The following is a 13,166-nucleotide window of genomic DNA, read 5'->3' as shown; positions in this document are numbered from 1 at the left end:
TGGACAGTTTTTTAGTACTAAAAGATCCGGAAGACGACAGCTCACCGAACAGCAATGATTGACAGACTGGAATTCAGTTATTGAGACAAGCGTTTTGATATGCTTCGCTTGCGCCAGTGTCTGATTTTGGTATGTAATTCTCGCCGAGAATGTTTTTTTGCGCCTGCTCTGAGAGTTCATGGACAGCTTTGCAGTTCATAAGCACATTTGATTTTTCACTATCAATAACCACCAGACAATACTGTTCAGACACTGTGTCAAAGTAACTTGTCATGACTCTTGCACCCCACGCATCCACATGCGTTTGCTCCTCTATTTTTCGTATTTCCGCACAAACCGTGGAAGACGCCACCAATAAGACTGTCAAAACGAGTTTTCTCATCGAATGTACTCCAAATGTCAAAGATCAAATCATAAGAAAGCCAGAATTTGGCTTGCCCCTTCAATGAGAGGTCAATCTTCGACATTCCTTCCAATGAAAAGTTCCATCGTTCGTTGGTTTTTTACAACGGCACTCATTCATATCCGCTTTTCATAAAGCCGAATGCACCATTTCAGCACAACTTCAAACGTTTATTCTCTGCTTTTTTGGCCTCACGCCGGGCTCTGAAAAAGGAGGAAATGATTTCGCTACACTCCTCTTCAAGAACCCCGGGAGTCATTTCCACCCGATAATTCATATAGGGCAACTCCAATGTTCGGCTCTGACTGACCAGAGCCCCGGCCTTGGGTTCCGGGGCACCAAAAATCACCCGTTTTAGCCGACTGTGGATAATCGCTCCGGCACACATGGTGCAAGGTTCAAGGGTCACGTAGAGTTCACAATCCACCAATCGGTAGTTGTTGAGGGTGGCGGCCGCTTCCTGTAAGGCCATTACCTCAGCATGGGCCACCGGATTGCAGCCGCTGATGGGCTGGTTAAAACCCCGGCCTATTATTTCGCCACCCCTGACCACAACGGCCCCGACCGGAACCTCATCTTTTTCCCGGGCTTTTTCCGCTTCCTTCAGGGCCTCGCGCATCCAGAGGCTATCCGTGTTTTGATCTGCCAAAAAAGAATCTCACTACTCAACGAAGAAACTGCCGTGAGTTAACGATTCAACTCACACGTAAAAAAAAAGTTGAAACAAGTATACAGACGTTCGCCACTTTGACCGATAAAGACACTAATCAAGTTCTGGAGTTCTCCGGATCGGGTGTTCAGGAATTCTCCAACGCAATGCAAAAGAGCGATATATACTGAGAGTTAATTATCGTTATTTCAGTTTCTGACTAAGTACCATTGGAGGGTATGATCGAATGAGTTACAAGCAAAATGTAGAAGAGAATATACAGCATTTTGCAGAGAGCATCGGTCTGGGCGAGCTCAGCTTAAATGAACACGATGCCTGCGGTCTCTGTTTTGATGATACCCTGATCGTGAATATGGAATATCTGGAAGAAGACGAAGCACTGGTGTTTGTCTCTTCAGTAAAACCCATGGATGCTCACGACGATGCCAAAACCAGCCTCTACGAAAAGCTCCTGTCACTGAACCTTCAGCATCACAGTATGCAGGGTGCTTTTCACGCTCTGAACCATGACAAGTCTGAAATTCTGCTGATTCGCTCTATGCAGGCTTCGTCGGACTACGGCAACTTTGAGTCCACCCTGGAGAAGTTCGTCAACACACTTGAATGGGTGATCTCCGAGGTGAATAATACTGAAAGCGATGGTACCGCACCACCCAAAGAGAGTGGTCCAAAGCCTCCTCCCACCGCTCCCGGCGGACCTGGAGACATGGGTATGATGGTCTGATTCTTGATCAACACACCGAAAAAGAGGGCTTATTCAGCCCTCTTTTTCTTTCTGACTAATCAAATCCTGAACAGAAAAAAAACAACGGGTAACAAAGGAGACGGGGATCGTGGCCGAAGCACTTAACTACCTCACTTCTGCGCTTCAAAATGCGGTTGAAAGCAGCCGGCTACTGGATATTCGTGGCCGTGTTACCGAAGTACAGGGCATGATCATCAAAGCGGCGGTTCCCGGTGTCAAGATTGGCGAGTTGTGTGAGCTGGTGACGCCAAACGATGACAGGACCAGCTACGCCGAGGTCGTTGGCTTTCAGGGGCACGAAACGGTACTCTCTCCCATGGGTGAAATCATGGGTATCTCCTCCACAACAGAAGTGATTCCCACGGGTAAGGTTCACCATGTAGGCGTTGGCTCTCACCTTCTGGGTCACGTGCTTGATGGTATGGGAAACCCTTTAAACCCGGAAGCCTTCGACGGAGTGGAGCCTGAGACCTGGTATCCGGTTTATGCCGACAGTCCTGACCCCATGACTCGCCAGATCATTGATAAACCATTACCACTGGGCCTGAGAGTCCTGGATGGCGTACTGACCTGCGGAGAAGGACAGCGTATGGGGATCTTCGCTGCCGCCGGCGGTGGTAAGAGTACGCTGCTCTCGATGCTGGTTAAAGGGGCTGAAGTGGATGTCACAGTCCTCGCGCTGATCGGTGAAAGGGGACGGGAACTCAGGGAATTTATCGAGCATGATCTGGGCCCGGAAGGCGTCAAGAAGTCCGTTATTATCGTTGCCACTTCTGACAAATCGTCCATGGAAAGAGCCAAAGCGGCCTATACTGCCACAGCCGTCGCAGAGTATTTCAGGGACAAAGGTAAAAAAGTCCTTCTGCTAATGGATTCCGTCACCCGTTTTGCCCGTGCCCAGCGTGAAATAGGTCTGGCAGCCGGCGAGCCGCCAACCCGTCGAGGTTTTCCACCCTCAGTCTTTGCCACGCTTCCCAAGTTAATGGAGCGTGCCGGTATGTCTGATACAGGTTCAATCACGGCGCTCTACACCGTACTGGTAGAAGGTGACGATATGACTGAACCGGTAGCGGATGAGACCCGATCCATTCTGGACGGACACATCATCCTTTCCAGAAAGTTGGCTGCCGCTAACCACTACCCGGCCATTGATGTGCTATCCAGTGCCAGCCGTGTCATGAATGCCATCACCCCGGAAGAGCACAAAGCCGCAGCGGGCAAACTCAGGGAACTTCTGGCCAAGTTCGAAGAAATTGAACTGCTGGTTAAGGTCGGTGAGTATAAAGCGGGCTCAGATGCAGTGGCGGATGAAGCCTTGCGGAAAATAGACGCCATAAGAACCTTCCTGAAGCAGCGCACCGATGAACTGAGTGACTATGACACCACCATCCAGCAACTGCGTCGTGTCGTTGGAGTCTGATCTGAATGCTGCACGAACTTCTCAAGGTTAAGCAGATTCGGGAAAAGTCTGCTCAGGACGAAGTTCGCAAGTGTGAATATCGTCTGGAGCAGGCTCAGCTGGAAGTCAAAAACAAAGAGCAGGAACTGGAAGAGTACATTGACTGGCGCTGTAAAGAAGAAGAAAGGCTCTACGATAACATTATCAATACTGCGGTGAAGCAGAATGAACTGGATCAGCTAAAAGCCAAGGTAGCCCAGATGCGTGAAAAGGATGTTCTGCTGGAACAGGCCATCAACGAAGCCAGACAGAATGTCGAAAAGGCCAAAGAACAGCTTGAGCAGGCCCGTGAAGATCATGCGAAAGCCATGCAGGCTGTGGAAAAGTTTGAAGAGTTTACCAAAGCTCAGGACGAGGAAGCCGCAAAGGAAGCCGCTCGCCTCGAAGATCTGGAAATGGAAGAATTTACTGTTCGTCCGAAATTCTAGGGTGCACAGATCGCAAGGAGGCCAACCATGCAGCCCACACACTCTAATCAGAATGTTCAGCAGAATAGCAACAACCAGCCCGCTCAAAATCAGAGCCAGAATCAGAGCCAGAAAGTGTCTGAGGATCAGGCTTCTGACTTTTCCAAAAAAATGAAAAAGAAAGAAGATCCGAAAAGTACCAAAGGGGAATCCAAGGGCGATCAAAGCCTTGAAAGCCTGATGGCAGAGCGCAGAAAAAGTGCCAAGGAAGCTCTGGAAGGCAAGTTCAAAGACCAGGGCGGTGGCCGTGAAGGTCAGGAAGGTCAAAAAGGTCAGGAAGGTCAAAAAGGTCTGGAAGAGGGTGCCATGCAGTCTCTGCGTGACGGCACTGAGCATGTGATCGGTCAGGTTAGGGAAACCCAGCAGGCCTCTGAAGTTCAATTGAAAAGCATTCAGGCCGTCAGTGGCCCCAAAGAAATCAATGAAGTCATCAACAAGCTGGTTGATAAAATCATGGTGTCTTCAAAAGACGCTATCGAAGGAGCCGAAGTTCGAATCACTCTGAAAGACAATATTCTGCCGGGCACCGAAATCCGTATTCAGAGAGTCTCTGGTGAACTGCAAGTGACCATGAATACCTCTTCAGCAGACTCCCACAACTTTCTGCAAGCCAATGAAGCCAGCTTGATGAAGAATCTCGAAAAGCTGGGTGAAAAAGTTCAGGTCAACATCAACCTGTCTGGCGGAGGTGGCGAACAGAGTGAGGGGCGTTCCCGGCAGGAGTACGTGGGTGAAGAAGAACAGGAAAACGATGATTCCTGAGAGAACGGATAAACACTGATGGAACCAATACCACTGAAGTTTGAATCAATATCAGCAACCGAGCTTCAGTTGGGGCAGCTCCTGTGTCGTCGCAAAACCCGCTACCAGATTCAACTGAACGGTATCGAATTCACTGTCTCTCTTGCCGGTCTTGATCACCAGACCTCCAGCTGGCAGGCCGATATAGAACTGGCTGGCTACCCCAACAAACTCTATCTGGGCCATCAGGTTCTGGATTTTCTTTTGCCCAAAAAGCTCGACCATCAAATCATTAAAAAACTGCCTGAAAGTCTTCGTGAAGCGGCTATTTCGAGCAGCCTGACCCCCTTGTTTAATTTTTTGGGCCAGATGCTGGGTCAGTCTGTCACACTCACTCATCTCAAACCTGCCGAGCAAACAGACGCCCCTTTAATTGCAGTGGATCTTGAAGCCGGGAGCATCCGTTCCAGCATTCAGATTGAGTATTCCGAGGTGATAGAGAACCTGTTGAAGTCAATTCCACCTCATCAATCTATCTCACTGCCCGATATACCTTTATGGGTATCCCTGCAAAAAGGCAGTACCTCACTGAACCGCAGTGAACTCAATGATCTGGAAGAAGGCGACATTGTTTTTCTGGAAAAATATGTCAGTCACTCAGAGGTGATTGTAAAAATCAAACAGAATGCTGCGTTTCTCGGCACTCTTGAGGATACCCGGCTCACTATTTCACAGAGGCTTCAGCCGATGGAAGATTATTCTGCCCAAGGGTACACAGAGCATGAAGAGCCTATGCCAGAAGGCGAAGCTCCGCAGGCACCTGCTACCCCTATTGATCTTCATGATTTGCCCGTGATGCTGATGTTCGAAGTGGGCGAACAACAGCTGACATTCGCAGAATTGCAAAGCCTGACGCCTGGGTATGTTTTCCAGCTCAGTAACCCTGTGGAAGCACCGGTCAAGATCAGAGCCAATGGCCAGCTGATTGGTAAATGCCAGTTGGTGGAAATAGAAGGCCGCCTCGGAGCCCGGATTACAGAACTCACGGGAAAGACCGAATCCTAATAACCAGGCAGTACATCCAGTAGAGCAGGTTCCCGCCATGGAAAGCGGCATACTGAATTTGACCAGCCCATTTTATTTGATGGTGCCACTGGCACTGATGGCGCTGATTCCATTCATGGCAGTCATGGGCACTTCTTTTTTGAAACTGGTGGTGGTCTTTTCCATTCTCAGAAACGCCACCGGTCTTCAGCAGATTCCTCCCAACATTGCCATGAACGCGCTGGCCATTATTTTGACACTCTACATCATGGCACCTATAGGCTATCAGTCTTATGAATTGCTGGAACCTGAAAAGATTAATTTTGAGGATCTGTCCTGGATCGAATCCTTCAAGCTGGCCAGCGCCCCTTACAAGCAATTTCTCAAAGACAACACCAACGAAAAAGAGCGTAACTTCTTTCTGAAGTCTGCACGCCTTCTGTGGCCAAAAAAATACCAGCAGGAACTCTCGGGGGATGACTTTATTGTGCTGCTGCCCTCTTTTTGTATCACGGAATTGACCAAGGCGTTCCAAATTGGCTTTTTGCTCTATTTGCCTTTCATCGTCATCGACCTGATCGTCTCAAACATCCTGCTGGCCATGGGTATGATGATGGTCTCTCCCATGACCATATCCCTGCCTTTCAAACTGCTCCTGTTTGTCTTGCTGGACGGTTGGACCCGTTTGATTCAGGGACTGGTATTAAGTTATGGCTAGAAAGCCTCAAGGGAAAAGAGCATGGTAGACTCGGACATCATTCAGCTGACAGCTCAGGCACTGATGCTGACTCTGGTTTTATCCATGCCTCCGATCATTGCCGCGGCTGGCGTAGGTCTGCTGATCAGTTTGATCCAGGCCCTGACCCAGATCCAGGAGCAAACCCTGCCCTTTGCCTTCAAGCTGATTGCCGTCATCATCAGCATCTTTGCCACTGCCCGATGGTTGGGCATTGAGATTTATCATTACTCTCTGGCCATCATGAACAAAATACCGGACCTATAACCGGGTAATCCGCCATGGTCATCCCAATAGATGAGCTAAAAGAGTGGTTTTATGTATTTACCATGGGCATGCCCAGAATTGTTGCCCTGTTCACTCTGATCCCTTTCCTGCACAAACGCATGCTGGGTGGCGCCATGATGCGAAATGGCATTTGCGCCTGCATGGTCCTGTTTCTCCATCCTATGCTGGCAGAACACAAACCCGATGAAGCCCTCACCATTTATGCTACGGCCGGATTTGTTCTTAAAGAAGCTTTTATAGGGGCCATTATCGGGTTTTGTATCACCATTCCATTCTGGGCACTGGAGTCAGCGGGGTTCTTCATTGATAACCAACGGGGGGCTTCCATGGCCAGCGCCCTGAATCCTCTGTCGGGTGCGGAAACATCACCCATGGGTGTCTTGTTCTCTCAGGCTTTTACCGCTATTTTCATGGTCAGTGGCTTATTTCTGCTGTTGCTGCAAAGTCTGTTCATCAGCTATGACGTATGGCCTGTGTTCAGTTTCTATCCCAGACTGAACCCTGAAGCCACTACTTTTTTCCTGAATCAGTTCAACCTGATTATTGGACTGGCCATGTGGCTTTCTGCCCCCGTCATTATCTCCATGTTTATCACAGAATTTGGCATCGCCCTGATCAGCCGCTCAGCCCCTCAGCTGAACGTATTTATTCTGGCCATGCCGATCAAATCCGGTGTCGCGGCAGCCATCCTGGTGGTTTACGTCAGCACGATTCTACAACTGGCCAAAAAACATGACGAAAGCATTCCCATGATTTTTAAAACCGTGGGAGAGCTCTGGAAATGAGTGCTGAAAAGACAGAGAAACCTACACCAAAAAAACTGCGTGACGCCCGAAAAAAAGGTCAGGTCGCCAAGAGTAAAGAAGTATCCAGCACCTTTGGCATTATCGCCGTGGTCTGCACCCTCTGGTTTATGAGCGATACCTATCTCAACACCATTCAGGAAATGGTGATCCTTCCCGCAACGGTTTATAACGAAAACTTTCAGGACGCTTTCAAGATTGTCACCCGGGGCATTCTTGATAAATCCATTGAGCTGCTGTTACCCCTGGTTATGGTATCCATGCTGTCTGCCATCATAGGCAACATTATGCAGTTTGGCTTTCTGCTGGCCGGTGAATCGGTAAAACCCGACCTGAAAAAGATCAGTCCCATTGCCGGATTCAAGCGCATCTTTGCCATCAAAAATCTGGTGGAATTCTTCAAGTCCGTTATCAAGATTGTGTTTCTTTCCATCGTTGTTTACTTCGTCATCAAAAACAGCCTCGCTGATATGGTCAACCTCCCTTACTGTGGTAATGACTGTATCCTCCCTGTCGTCGGGGTTTTGATGAAAAAACTGATGATCTACGCCATTGCGGCTTTCTTAGTGATCTCGGTGCTGGACTATCTTTTCGAGAAGCAACAGTTCACCAAAGAAAATAAAATGTCCAAGGATGAAGTCAAACGCGAACACAAAGAGATGGAAGGTAGCCCTGAAATCAAGGGTAAACGAAAAGAAATTCACCAGGAAATTCTCAACGAAGCAGAAAACACCAAGAAATCAGACGTTGTTATCAAAAACCCGACTCACCTGGCCATCGGCCTGCACTATAAACAGGATGTGACACCACTGCCCGTGGTGACGGTTAAAGGCCGGGGTGGACGTGCACGCTTTATTGTGAAAATTGCCGATAAAGAAGGCATCCCCGTTATGGAGAATGTCCCCCTGGCCCACGCCCTGTTTGATACGGACATTGCCAGTTTCATCCCCAGCGATTTGATTGAACCGGTGGCAGAAGTATTCCGATGGGTAGAAGACCTCAAGGAAAAACAGGGCCTCTCAGACGACTCTTAAGGTTGAACAATGCAAAACCTCTGCTCAACTCTCCAGAGTATTTCTGGGCCCCACTGGCCGCCAGGCCGGTGAAATGACATTGGGCATTTCCGAGCGGTTCAGCAAGGGAGCCTTACACAGGGCGAACTCGCCGTAACGATGGTTGATCTCATCAATGGTCGCCAGTAGTTTTTCCTTTTTAATATCCTCTTCCTTGAACAGTTCTCCTTGCCCATGTTTGGGTCGCGGGTCCAGGGCTCCGACGTGTACCTGATGCACTCCCCGGCTTCTCTCTCCTTCATCCCAGTAGACATCCAGGAAAAAGTCTGCCAGTGCCATGATCAGATCGCCATCGGATGTTGGGGTTGTCGTCTTCAGCTTTTTGCTGACCCAGCCTCCGGGCGTATTCACGCCAATGGCAAACAACCGGGCTTCAAAGTCATAACGTCTGAGACGAGCGGCCACCTTTTCACACATATGCAGCAGATAGGTTCTCAGGATGGTTTTATCCCGGGTATTGGGCGGAATCACCTTACCGTGCCCGATACTCTGGGGCACGCCTACCTCTTTATGCAGTGGCTCCGGGTCCATGCCCTGGGCCATCAGCCAGATGCGTTTGCCCAGATTACCAAAACGCTTGCCCAGCACGCTAATGGGCACTTTCTGCATATCACCGCAACGACGCACACCGTACTGAGCCAGGTAACGCCCAATACCTGAACCGACGCCACACAGATCAGTGACCAGAGCATCCGACAGGGTTTCACGAGCCTGATAGGGGTGGACAACGGTCAGTCCGTCAGGCTTCTGTTGCTTGGCTGCCCACTTGGCTGTGGTCTTGTCACCACTGATACCCACTGAACACAACAGGCCGGAAGCCTCAAAAACACAGGCCTTGATCCTTCGGCCCACCTCGGCCACCGGGCAGTCATAGAGTGCCTGACAGTCGGTCAGATCGAGAAAAGCCTCGTCCACCGAGAAGACTTCTATTTCCGGAGTGATGTTTTCCAGAGCTGACATGATGCTGGAGGAAATCTGAGCATAACGATAAGGCCGCGAAGGCGCCTGGATAAGATCAGGCGCCAAACCTCTGGCCTCACGCAACCTCATACCGGTTTTGATGCCCCGGGCCCGTGCCTCGTAGGAGGCGGTGATGATGCAAGTCCCTGTTCGGCCATTGGTGACACACACCGGCTTTTGATGCCATTGAGGCCGGTCCAGCTGCTCAATGGAGGCAAAAAAGGCATTCATATCCACCAGCGCAATCATTCGGGGCCAAGGCTTGTCTTTTACAAGAATACTGTTCATTTATACAGTATTATTCACCTGAAGCTTTCAGACAAGTCCCTCTTTGATTGATTTTTTTTATCGCCCCGGAAATAGGTGCATGAGCGGATGAATTGAAGCAAATGAGTGCGATTTTATGATGTCTTCCGATTTCGTCAGCATTGCTGACAGAGATGTTATGCAACCCCTTGTCTGCATCTCGTACGATCAGCTCTACATTGGTTCACACGGGGAAGTAGCCATGTTCAAACGCACAAGGATCACCTTTCAAATCGTACTGACACTGTTCAGCTTTTTCGGATTCAACGAAGCTGTTCTGGCGGTCAGATACCGCACTACGATCTACGTAAGTCATTTCGATGCCCGGATGGCTGTTGCCCACATCAGTACGGAAACACCTGCTTTGCAGGTTATGCACCATGGAGATAACCTTCAGGCAGTGGACTGCATATTCTGAAGAAAAACCGTTAGGCCAACTAACCGGGTTGTCATTAAACAGCCTTTAAAAGAAGGCTAAGCTGACCATAAAAAACAACAACAGCATTCAAGGATAGAAAGGAGTTGCCCATGTACTCATGTATGACCCCCCACTCACCAGTCAATACAACAAGCAATGCACTACAACTGGCTCTCAACGCATTTTCAGAGGGCAAAGAGCAGGCTAAAACCTGGTTGTACAATGGTGCCTCCAGAGCGGTATCCACACTCTATTGGGGTGCCAGTGAAGTCAGCTCCATGGCGAGAAACTATATAGCCGACATGCATGAACTTAATGAGAACGACCTTCTCTTCGAATGGGATTGGGATGAAACGGATATTGGCGACAGGCAGGTAGCCGTTACTGATGCCGCTGTTTCCGTAAAAGAGCAGTCCGTGAAAGAGCAACTGATGAGAGCGCCATCACGCATCCCTCGTCCAGTGGCCAGGCCAGAGAAAAAGCCGGGGCATGCCTTCATGGCGGCTCTTTCCAGGCCTCACCCCATCCCCTTCAATACTCCGGGGGCAGAAGTTGCTGACCGTTATCAAAAAAACATTCGCACGGTGGTTTTCGGTGATAAAGATGAGCGCAGGCCGAAAATAAAACAGAAAGCACTCTCTTCAGATTTTCTGGCCAGACAAAAAGCACTGAGCGATGCCAAACAGAAATATGAGGATGACCTGAAAGCACCTGTAACCCGAGACAAATGCGGCAAGGTTAACCCTGAAACGACCAGACGGCTGGCACAGCCCAAGCACACCCGATCCAAGGGCGAGAAGAAAGCCATTCGCGATTTTACTCAACGAGAGTTTGCCAGCCACGCCTTTACCAAGCTGTATCTGAGACAGGACTTTGAAAAGGACCGTCCTGTGAAAAGCCAGAGCAGGCAGAACGCCAAAGCCAACCGCTTGAAATAATCGAGAACATTCCTCCTTGCCAGGACGCACTCCTGGCTTTTTTTTGCCTGACCGGCACACAGATCGCTTTAACGACGCCATACCCCTTGGGCATTGTTCTGGTTCCGGCTAAACTCACTGACTTTAAATCACGGGAACAGAACACAACCCATGGACAAGCATTTCTGCAGTGACAACTGTTCAGGCGTCAGCCCTGAAATCATGTACGCACTGGCTGAAGCCAACCAGGGTCATACGCCTTCCTATGGGGGCGATTCGTTGACTCAGGAAGCCGACGCCCTGATCAAGGCCACTCTGGGTCGTGAATGTGACATTTACTACGTCTACAACGGCACTGCCGCCAACACTCTGGCCTGCAAGTCGGTGCTGCGTAGTATTGATAGTATTATCTGTCCTGATAGTGCACATATCTTTACTCATGAAGCCGGTGCAGCGGCTAATGCTACCGGCAGCAAGTTCATTACGCTGCCTGCAGTGCATGGCAAAATCACTCCGAAGCAGATCCGGGCCGCCTACGAGCAGGAAACTTACTGGGGGCCTCATGCTACCCGTCCAAAGCTGGTCTCAATCACCCAGCCCACTGAATGGGGCACTTTTTACTCTCTGTCAGAATTGGCGGCCATCAAGGCTGTTTGCGAAGAGACCGGAATGCTAATGCATGTAGACGGCTGTCGTATTTACAATGCCCTTGTAGCCATGGACTGCCCTCCGGCAGAACTCTGCCAGTACATTGATATTCTGTCACTGGGAGGGACAAAAAATGGCCTGATGTTTGGTGAAGCCCTGGTGTTCTTCCATCAAGAAGCAGCCGATGGTTTCCTGCACTTGCGCAAGCAGGGGCTGCAACTGCACTCAAAAATGCGCTTTATTTCAGCCCAGATGAAAGCCCTTTTTACCGACCACCTTTGGCAGAAAAATGCCCAACAAGCCAATCAGATGGCAGCAAGGCTGGCAGAGGGCCTGTTGAAACACCCGGATATCAACCTTTACTGCCCGGTGCAGACCAACCAGCTTTTCGTCACCATGCCCAAGGCATTGGCCGCAAGACTGATGGCAGTGAGCGCCTTCTTTCCTAATGGACCTGAGTGCTATCGAATGGTGACGTCGTTTGACACGACAGAAGAAGAAGTAGACTGTTTTGCAGCCGCCGCTTTGGAAAGCTTCTAACATTCCCCGCCCGTCGCTCCACAGGCCAGACACCCCCGAATAACCCCGCCAGTCCGGCGGTTTTGATATTCAAAGAGCCAACAGACAAACAGCAAATTATTGCTCGGCAATGCGGTAAAGAAGCTTAATGAAGGCATCTGTACTTTTCTGGCTGGCGGATTCAATCGCGAATTTATTATGAAAATAGATTGATAGCTGACAGTCCCTATTGCCCAGAATAACCGTATAACCATCATCCAGTGAACTGGCGGTAACACCTTTCAAGAGGTAGCCCCCATTGATCTGTTCCCCCTCGTCCAGTATGCGGGCAAATGCCACAAGACACTTTTGAATATCAATATGTTGATCCACTTACTGACTCCTTAAGGCAAACCCAAAAAATCAAGACTCCCTGCTTACGTCATTGTCAGGGAGGCAAAGAGAAAACAGTGCAATATAAACACCACCAGGGTGACGATGGCTCTCATGGACAGGTAAGACATTACACGCCCATCGGCCAGAGGTTCTGTATGAACGCACTCAATAATCAGGGTTGCCAGATAGCCAATGGCAAGAAGCACCAGCATCTGACCATCCGCCAGCCCTGCCATAAGCCCTCCAAATACCCAGAGTGCAATGACATTACTGGCCAGCACTTTAATAACGTTTCCGGATCGATTCTCAGTGTAGGCAGCCTGTCCCCATAAAGAACCAGCCATAAAGCAGCAGATAATGACAGAGTAAACAATAAACAGATGCTCCCCACTGTTACCAAACAGAAACTGGCCCCTGATGGATAGATACAGTGAAATAACAAAAGGCGTTATCCCAAGACAGGCAAGCCAGTACATGAGTCGTTGAAAAAAATTCACTGGTTTCTCCATCTGTTCAGCCTTTTGTCTCATCGTCTTGTCTCACTAGCAGCCTGTCGGACTTAAGCGTCCGTAGCGAGGATTGCAAGAAATTGAG

Annotated in this window: 17 protein-coding genes; 12 read left to right on the top strand and 5 right to left on the bottom strand. The window is 49.5% G+C overall.

The window, feature by feature from the left end:
* Positions 1-73 precede the first annotated feature (73 nt).
* Together KDK17_RS05375 and tadA are read right to left on the bottom strand one after the other, a co-directional pair.
* Complete coding sequence (locus KDK17_RS05375; RefSeq protein WP_257287531.1) at positions 74-382, bottom strand: hypothetical protein; 309 nt, start codon at positions 380-382, stop codon at positions 74-76.
* Positions 383-554: 172 nt separating this feature from the next.
* On the bottom strand, positions 555-1,052 hold the full coding sequence (gene tadA / locus KDK17_RS05370) for a tRNA adenosine(34) deaminase TadA (protein WP_257287530.1): 498 nt from the start codon (positions 1,050-1,052) through the stop codon (positions 555-557).
* 247 nt (positions 1,053-1,299) lie between these two features.
* Here tadA and KDK17_RS05365 point away from each other — a divergent pair, with 247 nt between their 5' ends.
* The 9 genes from KDK17_RS05365 to sctU all read left to right on the top strand — a co-directional run bounded on the left by KDK17_RS05365 (position 1,300) and on the right by sctU (position 8,390).
* Positions 1,300-1,797, top strand: coding sequence for a type III secretion system chaperone (locus KDK17_RS05365; RefSeq protein WP_257255325.1), 498 nt, complete (start codon positions 1,300-1,302; stop codon positions 1,795-1,797).
* A 109-nt stretch (positions 1,798-1,906) separates the two neighbouring features.
* Positions 1,907-3,238 carry a type III secretion system ATPase SctN gene (gene sctN / locus KDK17_RS05360; RefSeq protein WP_257279772.1) on the top strand — a complete coding sequence of 444 codons (1,332 nt, stop codon included), beginning with the start codon at positions 1,907-1,909 and terminating at the stop codon, positions 3,236-3,238.
* 5 nt (positions 3,239-3,243) lie between these two features.
* Positions 3,244-3,705 carry a type III secretion protein gene (locus tag KDK17_RS05355; RefSeq protein WP_257255323.1) on the top strand — a complete coding sequence of 154 codons (462 nt, stop codon included), beginning with the start codon at positions 3,244-3,246 and terminating at the stop codon, positions 3,703-3,705.
* Positions 3,706-3,732: 27 nt separating this feature from the next.
* The gene (locus KDK17_RS05350) at positions 3,733-4,506 is read left to right on the top strand and encodes a type III secretion HpaP family protein (RefSeq protein WP_257255322.1); all 774 of its coding nucleotides are present in this window, start codon (positions 3,733-3,735) and stop codon (positions 4,504-4,506) included.
* Between the two features lie 18 nt (positions 4,507-4,524).
* Positions 4,525-5,550 carry a type III secretion system cytoplasmic ring protein SctQ gene (gene sctQ, locus KDK17_RS05345; RefSeq protein WP_257255321.1) on the top strand — a complete coding sequence of 342 codons (1,026 nt, stop codon included), beginning with the start codon at positions 4,525-4,527 and terminating at the stop codon, positions 5,548-5,550.
* A 37-nt stretch (positions 5,551-5,587) separates the two neighbouring features.
* The gene (gene sctR / locus KDK17_RS05340; protein WP_257255320.1) at positions 5,588-6,247 is read left to right on the top strand and encodes a type III secretion system export apparatus subunit SctR; all 660 of its coding nucleotides are present in this window, start codon (positions 5,588-5,590) and stop codon (positions 6,245-6,247) included.
* 21 nt (positions 6,248-6,268) lie between these two features.
* Positions 6,269-6,532 carry a type III secretion system export apparatus subunit SctS gene (gene sctS, locus KDK17_RS05335; RefSeq protein ID WP_257255319.1) on the top strand — a complete coding sequence of 88 codons (264 nt, stop codon included), beginning with the start codon at positions 6,269-6,271 and terminating at the stop codon, positions 6,530-6,532.
* A gap of 14 nt (positions 6,533-6,546) precedes the next feature.
* Positions 6,547-7,338, top strand: coding sequence for a type III secretion system export apparatus subunit SctT (gene sctT / locus KDK17_RS05330; protein WP_257255318.1), 792 nt, complete (start codon positions 6,547-6,549; stop codon positions 7,336-7,338).
* Positions 7,335-8,390 carry a type III secretion system export apparatus subunit SctU gene (gene sctU / locus KDK17_RS05325; RefSeq protein WP_257255317.1) on the top strand — a complete coding sequence of 352 codons (1,056 nt, stop codon included), beginning with the start codon at positions 7,335-7,337 and terminating at the stop codon, positions 8,388-8,390. The genes sctT and sctU overlap by 4 nt, the downstream gene beginning before the upstream one ends.
* A gap of 24 nt (positions 8,391-8,414) precedes the next feature.
* Here the strand turns inward: sctU and KDK17_RS05320 are convergent, their stop codons facing one another.
* Entirely contained in the window at positions 8,415-9,677 is a 1,263-nt protein-coding gene (locus KDK17_RS05320) for a DNA polymerase IV (RefSeq protein ID WP_257274483.1), read from the bottom strand.
* 115 nt (positions 9,678-9,792) lie between these two features.
* Between KDK17_RS05320 and KDK17_RS05315 the strand changes: the two genes are divergently transcribed.
* The 3 genes from KDK17_RS05315 to KDK17_RS05305 all read left to right on the top strand — a co-directional run bounded on the left by KDK17_RS05315 (position 9,793) and on the right by KDK17_RS05305 (position 12,218).
* Complete coding sequence (locus KDK17_RS05315; protein WP_257274482.1) at positions 9,793-10,113, top strand: hypothetical protein; 321 nt, start codon at positions 9,793-9,795, stop codon at positions 10,111-10,113.
* Between the two features lie 110 nt (positions 10,114-10,223).
* Complete coding sequence (locus tag KDK17_RS05310) at positions 10,224-11,051, top strand: hypothetical protein (RefSeq protein ID WP_257274481.1); 828 nt, start codon at positions 10,224-10,226, stop codon at positions 11,049-11,051.
* A 150-nt stretch (positions 11,052-11,201) separates the two neighbouring features.
* The gene (locus tag KDK17_RS05305) at positions 11,202-12,218 is read left to right on the top strand and encodes a low specificity L-threonine aldolase (protein ID WP_257279774.1); all 1,017 of its coding nucleotides are present in this window, start codon (positions 11,202-11,204) and stop codon (positions 12,216-12,218) included.
* Between the two features lie 96 nt (positions 12,219-12,314).
* Here KDK17_RS05305 and KDK17_RS05300 read toward each other — a convergent pair whose 3' ends face one another.
* Both KDK17_RS05300 and KDK17_RS05295 read right to left on the bottom strand, forming a co-directional pair.
* Complete coding sequence (locus KDK17_RS05300; RefSeq protein WP_257279775.1) at positions 12,315-12,569, bottom strand: DUF3081 domain-containing protein; 255 nt, start codon at positions 12,567-12,569, stop codon at positions 12,315-12,317.
* Positions 12,570-12,613: 44 nt separating this feature from the next.
* Complete coding sequence (locus tag KDK17_RS05295; RefSeq protein ID WP_257279776.1) at positions 12,614-13,102, bottom strand: DUF3429 domain-containing protein; 489 nt, start codon at positions 13,100-13,102, stop codon at positions 12,614-12,616.
* Positions 13,103-13,166: the final 64 nt, after the last annotated feature.

Source organism: Endozoicomonas sp. SESOKO2 (genome assembly GCF_024606245.1).
GTDB lineage: Bacteria > Pseudomonadota > Gammaproteobacteria > Pseudomonadales > Endozoicomonadaceae > Endozoicomonas_A.
The sequence above is the reverse complement of the archived record's forward strand: the minus strand, read 5'-3'. Positions and strand labels throughout refer to the sequence as shown.